The sequence below is a fragment of the Candidatus Shikimatogenerans bostrichidophilus genome, assembly GCF_033370915.1.
GTDB classification, from domain to species: domain Bacteria; phylum Bacteroidota; class Bacteroidia; order Flavobacteriales; family Blattabacteriaceae; genus Shikimatogenerans; species Shikimatogenerans bostrichidophilus_M.
The window spans coordinates 55,718-71,566 of the sequence record NZ_CP104096.1; the positions used below are offsets into that span (position 1 = coordinate 55,718).

16 protein-coding genes, 1 tRNA gene and 1 other RNA gene are annotated in these 15,849 nt (G+C 13.4%); 11 read left to right on the forward strand and 7 right to left on the reverse strand.

All coding sequences use genetic code 11. From position 1 onward, the window contains the following. Nucleotides 1–117 precede the first annotated feature (117 nt). Nucleotides 118–1,944 (reverse strand): tRNA uridine-5-carboxymethylaminomethyl(34) synthesis enzyme MnmG, encoded by a 1,827-nt coding sequence (gene mnmG, locus N2591_RS00325; protein ID WP_318165969.1) that lies wholly within the window; start codon nt 1,942–1,944, stop codon nt 118–120. Continuing rightward, on the reverse strand, nt 1,941–2,384 hold the full coding sequence (gene ybeY, locus N2591_RS00330; protein WP_318165970.1) for an rRNA maturation RNase YbeY: 444 nt from the start codon (nt 2,382–2,384) through the stop codon (nt 1,941–1,943). The genes mnmG and ybeY overlap by 4 nt, the downstream gene beginning before the upstream one ends. 15 nt (nt 2,385–2,399) lie before the next feature. Here ybeY and N2591_RS00335 point away from each other — a divergent pair, with 15 nt between their 5' ends. Continuing rightward, nucleotides 2,400–3,377 (forward strand): GTPase, encoded by a 978-nt coding sequence (locus N2591_RS00335; RefSeq protein ID WP_318165971.1) that lies wholly within the window; start codon nt 2,400–2,402, stop codon nt 3,375–3,377. Here N2591_RS00335 and N2591_RS00340 read toward each other — a convergent pair. The 4 genes from N2591_RS00340 to N2591_RS00355 all read right to left on the reverse strand — a co-directional run bounded on the left by N2591_RS00340 (nt 3,362) and on the right by N2591_RS00355 (nt 6,702). Next, nucleotides 3,362–4,387: an RluA family pseudouridine synthase gene (locus N2591_RS00340; protein WP_318165972.1), complete on the reverse strand. Its 1,026-nt coding sequence runs from the start codon at nt 4,385–4,387 to the stop codon at nt 3,362–3,364. The genes N2591_RS00335 and N2591_RS00340 overlap by 16 nt on opposite strands. A 516-nt stretch (nt 4,388–4,903) precedes the next feature. Beyond that, on the reverse strand, nt 4,904–5,362 hold the full coding sequence (locus N2591_RS00345) for a type II 3-dehydroquinate dehydratase (RefSeq protein WP_318165973.1): 459 nt from the start codon (nt 5,360–5,362) through the stop codon (nt 4,904–4,906). After that, nucleotides 5,355–6,095 carry a pseudouridine synthase gene (locus N2591_RS00350; protein ID WP_318165974.1) on the reverse strand — a complete coding sequence of 247 codons (741 nt, stop codon included), beginning with the start codon at nt 6,093–6,095 and terminating at the stop codon, nt 5,355–5,357. The genes N2591_RS00345 and N2591_RS00350 overlap by 8 nt, the downstream gene beginning before the upstream one ends. Beyond that, nucleotides 6,076–6,702 carry a transcription antitermination factor NusB gene (locus N2591_RS00355; protein ID WP_318165975.1) on the reverse strand — a complete coding sequence of 209 codons (627 nt, stop codon included), beginning with the start codon at nt 6,700–6,702 and terminating at the stop codon, nt 6,076–6,078. The genes N2591_RS00350 and N2591_RS00355 overlap by 20 nt, the downstream gene beginning before the upstream one ends. Before the next feature lie 41 nt (nt 6,703–6,743). Here N2591_RS00355 and N2591_RS00360 point away from each other — a divergent pair, with 41 nt between their 5' ends. From N2591_RS00360 to rnpB, 5 genes are all read left to right on the forward strand, one after another. Further along, nucleotides 6,744–7,559, forward strand: a complete 816-nt coding sequence (locus N2591_RS00360) for a DUF3276 family protein (protein ID WP_318165976.1) — start codon at nt 6,744–6,746, stop codon at nt 7,557–7,559. A 74-nt stretch (nt 7,560–7,633) separates the two neighbouring features. Beyond that, nucleotides 7,634–8,980 (forward strand): ribosome biogenesis GTPase Der, encoded by a 1,347-nt coding sequence (gene der, locus N2591_RS00365; RefSeq protein ID WP_318165977.1) that lies wholly within the window; start codon nt 7,634–7,636, stop codon nt 8,978–8,980. Continuing rightward, a complete protein-coding gene (gene serS / locus N2591_RS00370) occupies nt 8,949–10,199 on the forward strand; it encodes a serine--tRNA ligase (RefSeq protein ID WP_318165978.1) in 1,251 nt (416 codons plus the stop codon). The genes der and serS overlap by 32 nt, the downstream gene beginning before the upstream one ends. 9 nt (nt 10,200–10,208) lie before the next feature. After that, complete coding sequence (locus N2591_RS00375) at nt 10,209–10,538, forward strand: hypothetical protein (protein WP_318165979.1); 330 nt, start codon at nt 10,209–10,211, stop codon at nt 10,536–10,538. A gap of 1 nt (nt 10,539) precedes the next feature. Beyond that, nucleotides 10,540–10,889: RNase P RNA component class A (gene rnpB / locus N2591_RS00380), an RNA gene on the forward strand. A 6-nt stretch (nt 10,890–10,895) separates the two neighbouring features. Here the strand turns inward: rnpB and N2591_RS00385 are convergent. Next, the gene (locus N2591_RS00385; RefSeq protein WP_318165980.1) at nt 10,896–11,363 is read right to left on the reverse strand and encodes a GreA/GreB family elongation factor; all 468 of its coding nucleotides are present in this window, start codon (nt 11,361–11,363) and stop codon (nt 10,896–10,898) included. A gap of 14 nt (nt 11,364–11,377) precedes the next feature. On the opposite strand from N2591_RS00385, the gene N2591_RS00390 reads away from it, so the two are divergent. The 5 genes from N2591_RS00390 (at nt 11,378) to N2591_RS00410 (ending at nt 15,834) form a co-directional block, all read left to right on the forward strand. After that, entirely contained in the window at nt 11,378–12,244 is an 867-nt protein-coding gene (locus N2591_RS00390) for a hypothetical protein (protein WP_318165981.1), read from the forward strand. Next, complete coding sequence (gene infB / locus N2591_RS00395) at nt 12,225–13,943, forward strand: translation initiation factor IF-2 (RefSeq protein WP_318165982.1); 1,719 nt, start codon at nt 12,225–12,227, stop codon at nt 13,941–13,943. The genes N2591_RS00390 and infB overlap by 20 nt, the downstream gene beginning before the upstream one ends. 40 nt (nt 13,944–13,983) lie before the next feature. Then, on the forward strand, nt 13,984–14,595 hold the full coding sequence (locus N2591_RS00400) for a hypothetical protein (RefSeq protein WP_318165983.1): 612 nt from the start codon (nt 13,984–13,986) through the stop codon (nt 14,593–14,595). A gap of 76 nt (nt 14,596–14,671) precedes the next feature. After that, nucleotides 14,672–15,733, forward strand: a complete 1,062-nt coding sequence (locus tag N2591_RS00405) for a ribonuclease E/G (RefSeq protein ID WP_318165984.1) — start codon at nt 14,672–14,674, stop codon at nt 15,731–15,733. Nucleotides 15,734–15,748: 15 nt separating this feature from the next. Further along, nucleotides 15,749–15,834: transfer RNA gene (locus N2591_RS00410), tRNA-Leu, on the forward strand. Nucleotides 15,835–15,849 lie beyond the last annotated feature (15 nt).

Sequence of the window (15,849 nt, forward strand, 5' to 3'; positions counted from 1 at the left end):
TCTATAATTATTATAAAAAATTAATTTAAATAATAAAAATGAATATGAAAAATATAAATATTTTTGAATGTAAAAAAAAACATATAATTAAAAAAAATTTTAAAATTTAGTATATTTTTATTTAATATATATAATTAAAATATTAATATCAGAAGGCGTAATACCACTAATTCTAGAAGCTTGACCAATTGAAAAAGGACGATAATAATTTAATTTTTCTTGAGCTTCTTTTGATAAAGAGTTAATTTTAAAATAATTAAAATTTTTAGGAATTTTTAAATATTCTAATTTTTTCATTAATTTAACAATTTTTTTTTCTTTTTTTATATAATATTCATATTTAATATAATTAGAAATAATATGTTTATATTTAAAAAAATATTTAATATAATTTTTAATAAATTTATTATTTATTAAATTTAAATTTTTTAATATATAATCAATAGTAATTTTAGGTCTTAATAATAAATTTTTTATATTTATTTTTTTATTATTAAAAATAATAGTTTTATTTTTTATATAATTAATAATTTTTTTAATTACAATTTTTTTTTTAATTACTTTTTTAAAATATTTTTTTTTTATAAGTCCTAATTTATAACCTTTTTTAGTTAATCTAATATCAGCATTATCTTGTCTTAATAAAATTCTATATTCTGCTCTAGAAGTAAATATTCTATAAGGTTCTTTAGTACCTTTATTAACTAAATCATCAATTAAAACACCTATATAACCTTCATTTCTTTTTAATATAAATGGTTTTTTAGAATTTATTTTTAAATAAGCATTTATACCAGCCATTAAACCTTGACAAGCAGCTTCTTCATAACCAGTAGTACCATTTATTTGACCAGCAAAAAATAAATTATTAATTTTTTTTGTTTCTAATGTTAATTTTAATTGTATAGGATTAAAATAATCATATTCTACAGCATAACCATATTGTAGAATTTTAACTTTTTCTAAGCCTTTTATTGTTTTTATTGATTTATATTGAATTTTTTTAGGTAAACTAGTAGAAAAACCATTAATATAAATAATATTGCTTTTCCATCCATCTGGTTCAATAAAAATTTGGTGTTTATTTTTATTTTTAAATTTTAAAACTTTATCTTCAATAGAAGGACAATATCTAGGGCCATTATTATTTATAATACCATTATAAAAAGGAGATTTATGAAGATTATTAATAATTATTTTATGAGTTTTAGGATTAGTAAATGCTATATAACAGTTTTTTTGTTTTTTTAATTTTTTATTTTTAAAAAATGAAAAATTATTATTATTTTTATCCCCTTTTTGTTTAAATAATTTTTTAAAATTAATAGTTTTTTTTAAAATTCTTGGAGATGTACCAGTTTTCATTTTATTATATATAATTCCATGTTTTTTTAATTGTTCACTAATACCTATAGAAGATTTTTCATTTATTCTACCTCCTTTATAAGATTTATTTCCAATACATATTTTACCATTTAAAAATGTACCATTAGTTAATATTACTGATTTACTAAATATTTTTTTATTATTTTTAGTAATTACACCTAAAATATTTTTATTTTTTATAATTAATTTTATAACTATATCTTGTAAAATATTTATTTTTTTTTTTTTTAATATTTTTAAAATATTTTTAATATATAATTTTCTATCTATTTGTGCTCTTGGACTCCACATTGCTGGTCCTTTAGATTTATTTAACATTCTAAATTGTATCATAGAAGAATCTGCTAATTTTCCCATATAACCTCCTAAAGCATCAATTTCTCTTACTATTTGACCTTTTCCTATACCCCCAATAGAAGGATTACATGACATTTTTCCGATAGTATTAATATTCATAGTTATTAATAACGATTTAGCACCTAAATTATGTGATGCTAATATAGCTTCTATTCCTGAATGTCCACCACCAACTATTATAATATCATATTTATTTATCATATAAAATTTAATTTTAATATTTTAAAAAAATATTTATAAAAATAAATATTTTGTTTATAATTCATAAGTTTAAAAGATTTTTTGTCAATATCATTATAACCTATTAAATGTAATAGAGAGTGTATAATAACCAATTTAATTTCTGAATCAAAAACTTGTTTATATATAATTGAATTATATAATACTTGATCATAACTAATAAAAATATCTCCGTATATTATCTTATTATTATAAGAATAATTAAAACTAATAGTATCAGTATATTCTGATTTATTTAAAAATTTACTATTTAATTCAAAAATATATTTATTATTACAAAAAATATAATTAACTTTATAAAGTTTTTTTTTTTCTTTATAAATAATTTTTTTAATTATGTATTTAATAATTTTAATATTATAAATAGTAATTTTGTTATTAAATATAAAAAACTTTATCATTTTAATTATAATAATATGTTATTTAATAATTTTATAGATTATATTAATGTAATTTGTATAAGTGGTAAAGGTGGAAATGGTAAAGTGCATTTTACTTATAATAATAAAAAAATAGGTAAACCTGATGGTGGAAATGGAGGAAATGGTGGAAATATAATATTTATAAGTGATAAAAATATGTTTACATTATTTAATATAAAAAAATATTATAAAGCTTATAATGGTGAAAATGGAAAAAATAATTGTAAAACTGGAAAAAATGGAAAAAATTGTATAATAAAAATACCAATAGGAACAAAATTGATAAAAAAAAATAATAAAATTAATTTTAATAAAAATAATATAAGAAAAATAATATTATTAGGAGGAAAAGGAGGAAAAGGAAATAATTTTTATAAAAAATCTAATGATCAAAAAACTAAAAAATATACTAACGGAAAAAATGGGATAAAAACAAATATAAAATTAATTTTAAATATAAAAGTAGATATTGGAATAGTAGGATTTCCTAATACAGGAAAATCAACAATATTATCATTATTAACAAAGAATAAACCTAATATAGATAATTATAATTTTACTACTATTACTCCAAATTTAGGAATATATAAAAATAATAAAAAATATAATATAATAATAATGGATTTACCAGCTATTATAGAAAAATCTTATAAAGGAAAAGGTATAGGAAATAAATATTTAAGACATATAAAAAAACATAAATTATTATTATTAGTAATTAATTTAAATTCAATAAAAGAATTTATTTATCAATTAATAACTTTAAAAAAAGAATTAAAAAAAAGTAATGTAAAAATATATAAAAATAAAACTATTATAATTATATCTAAAATTGATAACTTAAATAAAAAATTAATTAATATTGTAAGTTATTATTTAAAAAAAAAAAATTATTATTATTGTTTTTTTTCTAAAAAAAAACAAAAATATGTTTTATATTTAAAAAAAAAAATTAATTATTTTTTTAAATAATTTATTAAATTTTTTATATCATTAGGAATATCAATAATAAATTTTATATTTTTTTTAGTTGTTGGATGTTTAAATTTTAAATAATAAGCATGTAAAGCTTGTCTAGGTAAAATATTAAAACAATTATTAATAGTTTTAGTATATTTATTTTTATTATAAAAATTATTAAATTTATATAATATTTTATTTCCACCGTATATATCATCATTAAATATAGGATTACCAATATAATTTAAATGAACTCTAATTTGATGAGTTCTTCCTGTTTTTATTATACATTTTATTAAAGTTAAAAATTTATAATTTTTTATTATTTTATATTTAGTTATTGCTAATTTTCCATATTTTTTATTTGAATAAACTTTCATTTTTATTCTATTTTTTATATTTCTTCCAATATAATTATTTATTATATAATAATTATTAATTGGTTTTCCCCATACTAATGCAATATATTGTTTTTTGATTGTTTTATTTAAAAATTGTAATTTTAAATTATTATAACTATTAATATTTTTAGCAATAATTAACAAACCAGAAGTATTTTTATCTAATCTATGTAATAAACCTAATCTATAATTAAAATAATTTAATTGATTTATATTATTTTTATAATAATAATATTTTAACCAATTTATTAATGTATTTTTATAATTTCCATGTCCTGGATGTACAATTAAACCAGGTTGTTTATTAATAATTAATATATCATTATCTTCATAATGAATATTTATTTTTATTTTTTTATTTTGGTAAATAAATTTTTTTTTATTTTTATAAAAAAAATCTTTTTTATAAATAAAAATAATTTTATCATTAATATTTAATTTATTATTTTTTTTTATTTTATTATTATTTAATAACACATTACCAATTTTTATATTATTTTGTATTTTTTTTCTTGATATTTTTTTTTTTTTAAAATAATTAAATAAAAATTTATCAATTCTTATATTTTTTGTAAATATTTTTTTATTTATATTTATATATATTTTTTTTTCCTTCAACATTTTTAATTTTATTATTTAATTATTTTTATAATTTTTATTTATGTATGGAGTTGGCGGGATTTGAACCCGCGTCCATATTAAAATAATTAAATATTATTTACATATTTATCTAATTTTTATAAGATTTTTTTTTATAAATTAGAAAATTAATAAAAAAAATCTTTCTATTTTATGTTTATAATATAAAATCTAAAATAGAAAAAATAATTTTATATTTTTGTAAATTATTTATTAAATTTATTAAATTAAATATTTTAATTTAATAAATCATCTTGCACTAATTTTATTTAGTAAAGCTATTAAGCAGCAAGATTATAATAATTAGTTTTTCCTTGTATTTATTATAATATTTTTTTAAAGTGTAATATTAAAAAACACTATATGAATATTTTAATATATTTTAATATGTCAAAACCAATTTAACAACCCCTAATTGTATTGAATATTATATATAATATATAATATTAAAAAATATAATATTACTAATAATATATTTATTATTATTATTATTATTATTTATTTATTAATTTTATTTTTTATTTGATTAATAATACTAATAATTGCTAATTCATAACCTGTTAAACCAAAACCTACTATTATTCCATTAGAATATGAAGATATTAATGATTTATGTCTTATATTTTCTCTATTAAATACGTTACTTACATGAACTTCAATTATTATTTTATTTTTAATTGCTCTAATACAATCAGATATTGCTAATGAAGTATGTGTATAAGCTCCTAAATTTAATATATAACCAATTGTATATTGATTATAATAATTATCATATATATAATTAATTATTTTACTTTCAGAATTATTATTATAAATATTTATATTTATTATTTCTTTATATTTAAATTTTAAAAATTTTAAATATTTATTAATATTAATATTACCATAAATATTTGTTTCTCTAATACCTATCATATTGACATTAGGACCATTTATTATAATAATATTATTATTCATTATAATGTATATTGTTTATATTTTTAATATAATTAATTATTTTATTAGATAATATTTTATATTGTCCTTTTTTAAGATTATTATTTATTTTAAAACCTGCAAAATATATTCTATTTAAAAATAAAACTTTATAACCTATTTTATTAAATATTCTATGTATTATTTTATTCCATCCAACATTTATTGTTATAATTAATGTTCTTTTATTATTATTAAAAATTTTTATATTATTTATTTTTATTTTACCTTCTTTCAACTTAATTCCTTTATTTAAAATTAATATATCTGTTTTATTAAAATTTTTATTTAAAAAAATTTTATATTTTCTTTTTATTTTATATTTAGGATGAGTTAAATATTGAGCTAATTTACCATCATTAGTTAATAAAATTAAACCAGTTGTATTTTTATCTAATCTCCCAATGGGAAAAATACCTAATTTTTTGTATATTTTAGGAATAAAATCCATAATAATAATTCTATTTTTATTATCTTTAACAGTAGTAATACAGTTTTTAGGTTTGTTAAATAAAATATATATTTTGTTTTTTAAATTTAAATTAGAATTTACATATTTTATATTATCATAATAATTAACTTTATATCCTAATTTATTAATAATTTTTCCATTTACTGATATTAAACCTATTTTTATAAGTTTATCAGCTTTTCTTCTTGAACATACTCCACTATAAGCTATATATTTATTTAATCTAATTCTTTGTTTTATCATATAAAGATAATATATTTTTAGATTTTAAAATATTATTTAATATACCATTTATAAAATTAATATTATTTTTAGAAGAAAAAATTAATATAATTAATTTATATTCATTAATAATAATATTAATATTTATATCTTTATAATAAATAATAAATTCACTAATAGCAATTTTAATAACAATTAAATCAATAATATTAATTCTAGTAATACTCCAATTTACTAAATAATTATTAATAATGTCAATTAATAGTTTATTATTTTTATTTATATAATTTATAATTTTAATAATAAATGAAAAATTATCAAAAATATTAATTAAGATATTATATTTAATTTTTAAAAATAATATATATTTAATAAATTTTTTGTCTTCATATTGTAATAAAAATATTTCATTTAAATTATTAATATATTTATTAATTGAATTAATAATATTATTTTTATTTAATTTTTTTTTATTTATTTTAATTAAAATTTTATTAATTACTTTATTTAAATAATTAAAATTATTATTTAAATATTTAAAATAGTTAAATTTTTTATTGTAGTTAATAATAAATAATATTTTCATTATTTTAATTCTAAAATAATTTTTTATTTTAATAAATTTCAATTAAATTATTATTTATTAATATATAAAAATATAATAAAAAAATGAAAATATATAATAATTTTAATAACAAATATCAAGATAAATTTGATAATAAAAACTATAATAATAATATTATTGATAAATATAATATTTTTAATAATAAAAAAGATAAAATAGAAAATAAAGATGTTTATAATGACAAATATGAAGATATAATACCAGTTTATAGTAAAAGTTTAAAATCAAGAAAGAAAATATATTATTTTGATGTTTTAGAAACAATTACAGGGGATTATTTTTTATGCATTACAGAAAGTAAAAAAATATTATTAAAAGATAATAGTAATTTTTTTAAAAAAGAAAAAATTTATATATATAAAGAAAATTTAGAAATATTTAAAAAATATTTAGAAAATATTATTGATTTTATATATAGTAAAAAGGGTAAAAAAATAATATATGATAAAGAAATATTAAAAAGAAATATTAAATTAATGGAAGAAAAAGAAAAAATTTTTTATAATTATAAAAAAGGTGATTTAGAAGAAAGATTTGAGGAGGAAATAAATCTAAAAGATAATATAAATACTAAAGATAAAGATATTAAAGATAAAGATAAAGATAAAGATAAAGATAAAGATAATAAAGATAAAGAAGAAGTAGAAGAACAAGATAAAAATAATAAAATAACAAAAAACAAAGATAAAAATAATAAAAAAACAAAAAAACAAGATAAAAATAATAAAATAACAAAAAACAAAGATAAAAATAATAAAAAAACAAAAAAACAAGATAAAAATAATAAAAAAACAAAAAAACAAGATAAAAATAATAAAAAAACAAAAAAACAAGATAAAAATAATAAAAAAACAAAATAAAAAATAATAATAAATATTTTTTAAAATAAATATTACATAAATATTATTAATTTATGTAATATTTATTTTATATTATGGATTTAAATATTTGTATAGTTGGTAAATCAAATGTAGGTAAATCTACATTATTTAATTTATTAATAAAAAAAAAAAAATCTATTATAAATAAAAAAGAAAATACAACTAAAAATAGAAATTATGGAAATTTAAAAATAAAAAATAAAATATATAAACTAATTGATACAGGTGGTTTTTATGAAGAATATAAAAAAAATGTTTTAAAAAAAAAAGTAATAGAACAAATAATATATGGAATAAAAGAATCATTATTAATATTATATGTAGTAGATGTGGTTAATGGTATAACATATTTAGATAAAAAATTATCATTAATAATAAGAAAATATAATAAACCAACATTTTTATTAATAAATAAAATAGATATAAAAAAATATAAGTATAAAAAATATGAATATTATAAATTAGGATATTATGAAATATATCCTATATCATGTACACATAATATAGGAATAAATAAATTAAATAATGATATATATAAATATTTTATAAAAGAAAAAAAAAATAATAATAAAAAAAAAATAAAGTTTAAAATTTCTGTAGTCGGAAAACCTAATACAGGAAAATCAACTTTTATAAATAATTATTTAAAAGATAAAAATAAAAGTATAGTATCAAATATAGAAGGTACAACAATAGATACTTTATATTTTTATTTTAATAATAAAAATAAAAATAAAAATTATATAATAATAGATACACCAGGTATAATAAAAAAATTTAAATTTAGTAAAGATATACAAAATGAATATTTAGAAAATACAATTAAAGTTATAAAAGAATCAGATATATGTATATTAATGATAGATAGTAAAATTACAAAAAATGATATATTTATATATAATAAAATAATATTATATAAAAAAGGAGTAATGATTTTATTTAATAAAATAGATTTATTTAATAATAAAGAAAAAAAAAAAATTATTTTAAGTATAAATAATTTAATAAAAAATAATTATCCATTATTATTAATATCAAATAAAAAAGAATTAAATGATAATATAATAAATAAAATAAAGAATATAATAAAAAAAATATATAAAAATAGAAAAAAAAAAATTTCAACAAGTTTATTAAATAATAAATTATTATTAAAAATAAAAAAAAAAATAAAAATAAATAATAAAATATTAAAAATAAAATTTTGTTATCAATTAAAAAAAAAAAAATTTCCTAGTTTTGTATTAATATCTAATTTAGAAAAAAATATTAATTTAAATTATAAAAAATATATAGAAAATATTATAATAAAATTATTTGATTTTTATGGGGTACCAATAGAAATATCATTTAAAAAAAATAAAAAAAATGTTAAAAGATTCATATATAAAAAAAAATAAAAAAAAATATATTTTAATATTAAAAAAAAGAAAATTTAAAAATAAAAATATAATAAAAAAAATATTTAATTTATATAAAAAACAAAAAAATTATATTAAATTATTAGAAAAATATAATAAACAAATAAATAAATATTCAAAGGATTATTTTAAAAACAAAAAAAATAAAAAAAAATATAAAAATATATTAAATATAAAAAATAAAAAAAAAATACTTAAAAATAAATTATTAATAATAAAAGAAAATATATTAAATATAAAATTAAAATTACCTAATATTATAAATGAATTATATTTTAAAAAATATAAAAATATTAAAAATAATAAAACAATTTATAAGTATAAAAAATATAATTTATTATTAAAAAAAAATAAATTATTATCACATATAGAGCTAGCTAAAAAATATGAATTATTTGATACTAATACTGCAAGTAAAATAAGTGGTACAGGTTTTGTAATATATTCAGGTTTAGGTTTAAAATTATATAATTCGTTAGTAAAATATTTGTTATTTATAAATAAAAAAAAAGGTTATAAAGAATATAAATTACCTTATTTAGTAAATGAACAATCAATATATGGAACAGGACAATATCCTGAAAAAAAAAATCAATTATATAATATATCAAAAGATAATTTATTTTTAATACCAACTGGAGAAGTACCATTAATTAATTTATATAAAAATAAAATATTTAAAAAAATAAATTTACCTATAAAAGCACAAACATATTCAAATTGTTTTAGAAGAGAAGCAGGTTCATATGGAAAAAATGTAAAAGGTTTAAATAGATTGCATCAATTTGGAAAAGTAGAAATAATAGAAATTACTGAAAATAAAAAATCTAATTTAAGATTATTTAAAATGTTAGAACATATAAAAAATGTATTAAAAAAATTAAAATTATATTTCAGAATAAGATTATTATCATGCAATAATATTGGTTTTACATCATCAATTACATATGATTTTGAAGTATATTCTTTTGGTCAAAAAAAATGGATAGAAGTAAGTTCATTATCTAATTGTTTAGAATATCAATCAAATAATTTAAAAATATATTATTTAAATAAAAAAAATAAAGAATTATGTCATACATTAAATGGAAGTTGTATATCAATACCTAGATTATTATTAACAATAATAGAAATGTATCAAACAAAAAATAAAATAAAAATACCAAAGGTATTAAAAAAATATTATAAAAATGAATAATATTGAAAAATGAAAAATAAAAAAATAAATAAATTTATTTTAAAAAAAAATATTTTATTATTATTAATAAATTATAAATTAATAATTATAAAAAAAGAATTATATAAAATAAAAAAATATAAATATTATAAAAATTTTTTTAAAAAAAATTATAATTTATATAAAAATAAAATAATAATTATATCTTTTATAATAAAAAAAAATATAAATTATAATAAAATAATTAAATATATAAATTTATTTGGTTTTAAATTGTCAAAAAAATTAAAAGAAAATGTAATAATATTTATAAATAAAAAAAATTGTTTTTTAAAAAAAAAATATTTAAAATATATTTAAATAAGTTAATAGTTTTATCGCATTAATAAGAATTATATTAATGAGGAAAGTCCGGACACTAAAGAGAAATACAAAGGATAACATCCTTACATCGAAAGATGAGGAATAGTACAACAGAAAGAAAGTATAATATTAAAATATTATAGTGAAATCATGAAAACTCTGTATAGTGAAATGTTAAATATACCATTTTTATATTTTCTCGATATTTATGGTTGGTAAACAGATATGATATATATGGTAACATATATACTAGATAAATGATAAAAATATATTATTTTATTTTTTTTTAAAATAATTTTTTTTTAAAAATAATATATACAGAATCCGGCTTATATATTAACTTATAAAAAAAAATTATTTAATAGAAATAATTTTATATTTAATAATTTTATTTGGTAAATTTATAGTAATTATATCATTTTTTTTTTTTCCAATTAAAGAGGAACCAATAGGAGATTTTATTGAAATTTTATTTTTTTTTATATTAACATCTAAAAAAGGAACAATTTGAAAATAATTATAAGTTTTATTATTTAAATTAAGTAGTTTAATTTTAGAGTATAAAAATATTTGTTTTTTTTTAATTTTGTTAAAAAATTTATTTTTTACTACTATAATATTGTTAATATAAGATAATAAATAATTAATTTCTATATTTAATAATTCATATTTTTCTTTAGCGGCTATGTATTCATAATTTTCAGATAAATCACCTTTTTCAAGAGCATATTGTATAGTATTTATAATATTTTTTTTTTCTTTTTTTAAAGAAAAAATTTTTTTTTTAATTTTTTTAAGACTTTTTTTAGTAATATATTCCATATAATAAAAATAATATGTTAATAAATAATATATTAGATATATTAAAAAATAATAAAGAAGAAAAAAAAATAAAAGAAGAAATAAAAAAAATTGTAAAAAAAAGAAATATAAAAAAAATAAATAGAAATAAAATAATTAAAATAAAAAATAAAATTATAAAATATAATAAAGAAAAAAAACAAAAAAAAATTTATAAAAAGTATAAAAAAAAAGAAGGTAAATTAGTACTTTTAAAAGTAATAAATGAATATAATAATAAATTAATTTTAATAGATAAATATAATAATGAATTAATATTTAATAAAAAAAATAATTATGAAAAAAAATATATAAAAATAATAAAAAATAATTTATTTATATTTAAAAAAAATAATATATATAATTTTTTAGTAGATAAAATATTTTATACTAAAAATAAAAAAACAATAATAATATTAAAAAGAAATAATATTTTATTTGTAAAAAAATTATTAAAAAAAGAAATATTAGAAATAAAACAAAAAATAGTAAAAATAAAAAAAATAGTAAGAATATCAGGTTTAAAAACAATAATAGTAGTAAAATCAAATAATAAAAATATAAATCCTGTAGGATGTTGTATAGGAATTAAAAATATAAGATTAAATAATATAAAAAAAGAATTAAATAATGAAAAAATAGAAATATATAAATATAATAGTAATAAATTAAAATATATAAAAGAGATATTTAAAAAAAAAAATATAAAAAAAATAGAAATATTAAATAATTTAATAATATTATATTTTAATAAAAAAACAATAGGAAAAATAATAGGAGAAAAAGGATATAATATAAAATTATATTCATTATTATTAAATAATAAAATTATTGTAAAGGAATATGAAAAAAAAAGTAATTGAAATATATAAAGATATAACAATAAATGATTTATCGTTGTTTTTAAATATAAATAATAGTGTAATAATAAATATATGTAAAGATTTAGGATTAATAGTTAATATAAATACAATATTAGATAAAGAATTAATATCATTTATAAGTGATGAATTAGGTTATAAAGTAAAATATTTAGATTCATTATTATTAATAAATAAAGAAAAAGAAATAAGAGAAAAATATAAAAAAAATATATATATTAAAAGATCTCCTATAGTGTCAATAATAGGTCATGTAAATCATGGCAAAACATCATTTTTAGATTATATAAGAAAATCAAATATAATATCAAGTGAAGAAGGTAATATTACTCAACATATAGGAATATATAATGTAAATTTAAAAAAAAGTATAAAATTAACATTTATAGATACTCCAGGCCATGAATCATTTTTATCAATTAGACGTATAAGTATAAAAATATCAGATATAGCGTTAATAATAATATCATCAGAAAATGGTGTAATGACACAAACAATAGAAGCAATATATAATGCAAAATCAGAAAATTTACCAATAATATTAGGAATAAGTAAAATAGATAAAAATAATAATATAAATAAAATAAAAGAACAATTATCAAATATTAATATTTTAGTAGATGATTGGGGTGGAGAATATTTATATCAAAAAATATCGGTAAAAAAAGGATATGGAATAAATGAAATAATAGAAAAAATTTTAAATTTAACAAAAAAAATAAATTTATTTACAAATATAAATAAATTATGTTCAGGAAAAATAATAGATTCATATGTAAATAAAAATAAAGGTTATATAGTAAAAATATTATTATTAGAAGGAATTTTAAAAAAAGGGGATTATATAATATCTGGTATATATTATGGAAAAATAAAAAAGATAATTGATGAAAATAATATTAATATAAATGTAGTATATCCCGGTTTATCAGTTAATATAGTAGGATTTAATGGAGTACCATATACAGGAGATAATTTTAAAGTATTAAAAAAAGAAAAAGAAATAAAAAGAATAGTAATAGAAAGAGAAAATATTATAAAAGAACAAGAAATAAAAATAAAAAAAATATTATATAAAAAAAATAAAGATATTAATATAAATAAAAATAAAAAAATTAATATAATATTAAAAGTAGATGTAGAAAATAGTTTATTAGCAATAATAGAAGAAATAAATAAATTAAATATAGAAATTAATATAATAAAGAAAAAAGTAGGTAATATAAAATATTCTGATTATTTATTAGCTAAGACATTTAATTGTATAATAATAGGTTTTAATGTAAAAAATATTATAAATAAAAAACAAATAAATAATAAAAATATAGAAATATATAATTTAAAATTAATTTATGATATTATAAAAATTTTAATAAATAAAAATGAAAATAATAATAAAGAAAATATAAAAATATTAGGAAAAGCAAAAGTAATAAAATTATTTATAAAAGATAAAAAATTAATTATGGGTTGTAAAGTAATAAATGGTAAAATAAAAAAAGAAAATAAAATAAAAATAATAAGAAATAACAAAATAATATTAATTAGTGATATTATATCAATAAAAATATTTAATAATAAGGTAAATGAAGTAAAAAAAAATAATGAATTTGGTTTAATAATAAAAAAAAAAGCAGAAATTAAAATAAATGATATAATAGAAACATATAAAAAAAAATAAAATTAATTATATTATTATATTATTAGAAATAAAAAAAAAAATGATAAATATTTTAAAATATATTTTTGATTTATTAATAAAATTAAAAGATTTATTAATAAGAAATTTAATTAATTTATTTAATTATATGTATTTTAAAAAGGAAAAAATAAAAAATATGTTTAATGAATATTATGAAAAAACAAAAGTCAAATTTTATAACTTTAATGAAACAATAAATGATATATTTATCAATGATAATGATAATGATTATAATAAAACAATTAAACCTTATGATTTAATAAACTCAAAGGCTTACAAATACATAAATTATAGCCTAAATGATAACGAAAATAGTCTAAAAGAACTAAATGAGATAAATGAAAACGAAAATAAAAAAAATGAGGAAAATAAAAAAATAAAACAAAAAGAAAAAGAAAAAATAGAAGAAAAAATAAATAAAAAAATAAATAAAAAAATAAATAAAAAAATAAATAAAAAAATAAATAAAAAAATAAATAAAAATATAAAGAAAAATATAAAGAAAAATATAAAAAAAAAAATAAATGAAAAAATAAATGAAAAAATAAATGAAAATACAACTAAAAATAATGTTAAAAACGAAGTAGCAGAGGAGGAGGATGATTATAATTCAGATGATTATGTAATGTAGCACAAGCAGCAGAAGGATGCTACAGCTGCAGCAACAGCTGCAGCTGTAGCTGCAGCTGAAGCAACATAATAAAAAAATGAAAAAAGAATTAGTAATAAATGTAATAAATAAAAAAATAAAAATAGCTTTATTAAGAAAAAATAAATTATTAGAATATAGGGAATATAAATATAAAAAATTATTATCAGTAGGGGATATATTAAATGGAAAAATAAATTATATATCAAAAGGGATGAAGGTAGCATTTATAGATATAGGATATAAAAAATATGGAATTTTACAGTTTGAAGATTTATTAAATAAAAAGGATTTAAAAAAAGGAAAAAAAATAATAGTACAAATATTAAAAGAACCAATAAAAGAGAAAGGGCCGAAATTAACAAGTAAAATAAAAATAATAGGGAGATATATAATATTAATACCTAATTTAAAAAAAATATTAATATCAAGAAAAATAAGAAATAATAAAAGAATAAAAAAAATAATAGAAAAAGTAGAAATAAATAAAAAATATGGGATAATAATAAGAACATTATGTAAAAAAAAAAATATAAATGAAATAAAAAAAGAAATAAAATATTTAAAAAAAAAATTAAGTTTAATAAATAAAATAATATATAAAAAAAAAATATATACAAATAATAATATAATAAATTATATATTAAGAAAAAAAATAATAATAATATGTAATAATTTAAGTTTATATAAAAAAATAATTAATAATTTAAAGAATAAAAAACAAATAAAATTATATAAAAGTAATATACCAATATTTAAAAAATATGGAATAGAAAGACAAAAAAAAATATTATTAGGAAAAAAAATAGATTTATTAGATGGATCTAATTTGATAATAGAAAAAACAGAAGCTTTAAATGTAATTGATATAAATAGTAATATGATAAGAAATAATAAAAATTCATTATTAGAAATAAATTTAATAGCAATAAAGGAAATAATAAGACAAATAAAATTAAGAAATATGGGAGGAATAATAATAATAGATTGTATAAATATGAAAAAAAGAAAATATAAAAATATAATATATGAATATTTAGAAAAAAATATGAGGGAAAATAATATAATATTACCACCTAATAAATTTAATATTATTCAAATAATAAGAAAAAGAATATAATATAAAAGGAATGAGGCGGATGTGGTGAAAAGGTAAACACGCTAGATTTAGGATCTAGTTCTAGAGAAATAGAATTAAGGGTTCAAATCCCTTCATCCGCATCGCATAAAAAAAAT

Excerpts from the sequence above, each read along its gene's own strand:
- infB (WP_318165982.1), top strand. The coding sequence starts at position 12,225 with ATGAAAAAAAAAGTAATTGAAATATATAAAGATATAACAATAAATGAT.
- N2591_RS00375 (WP_318165979.1), top strand. The coding sequence starts at position 10,209 with ATGAAAAATAAAAAAATAAATAAATTTATTTTAAAAAAAAATATTTTA.
- der (WP_318165977.1), top strand. The coding sequence starts at position 7,634 with ATGGATTTAAATATTTGTATAGTTGGTAAATCAAATGTAGGTAAATCT.
- N2591_RS00335 (WP_318165971.1), top strand. The coding sequence starts at position 2,400 with ATGTTATTTAATAATTTTATAGATTATATTAATGTAATTTGTATAAGT.
- N2591_RS00390 (WP_318165981.1), top strand. The coding sequence starts at position 11,378 with ATGTTAATAAATAATATATTAGATATATTAAAAAATAATAAAGAAGAA.
- N2591_RS00405 (WP_318165984.1), top strand. The coding sequence starts at position 14,672 with ATGAAAAAAGAATTAGTAATAAATGTAATAAATAAAAAAATAAAAATA.
- serS (WP_318165978.1), top strand. The coding sequence starts at position 8,949 with ATGTTAAAAGATTCATATATAAAAAAAAATAAAAAAAAATATATTTTA.
- N2591_RS00360 (WP_318165976.1), top strand. The coding sequence starts at position 6,744 with ATGAAAATATATAATAATTTTAATAACAAATATCAAGATAAATTTGAT.
- N2591_RS00350 (WP_318165974.1), bottom strand. The coding sequence starts at position 6,095 with ATGATAAAACAAAGAATTAGATTAAATAAATATATAGCTTATAGTGGA.
- N2591_RS00340 (WP_318165972.1), bottom strand. The coding sequence starts at position 4,387 with ATGTTGAAGGAAAAAAAAATATATATAAATATAAATAAAAAAATATTT.
- N2591_RS00385 (WP_318165980.1), bottom strand. The coding sequence starts at position 11,363 with ATGGAATATATTACTAAAAAAAGTCTTAAAAAAATTAAAAAAAAAATT.
- ybeY (WP_318165970.1), bottom strand. The coding sequence starts at position 2,384 with ATGATAAAGTTTTTTATATTTAATAACAAAATTACTATTTATAATATT.
- N2591_RS00345 (WP_318165973.1), bottom strand. The coding sequence starts at position 5,362 with ATGAATAATAATATTATTATAATAAATGGTCCTAATGTCAATATGATA.
- N2591_RS00400 (WP_318165983.1), top strand. The coding sequence starts at position 13,984 with ATGATAAATATTTTAAAATATATTTTTGATTTATTAATAAAATTAAAA.
- mnmG (WP_318165969.1), bottom strand. The coding sequence starts at position 1,944 with ATGATAAATAAATATGATATTATAATAGTTGGTGGTGGACATTCAGGA.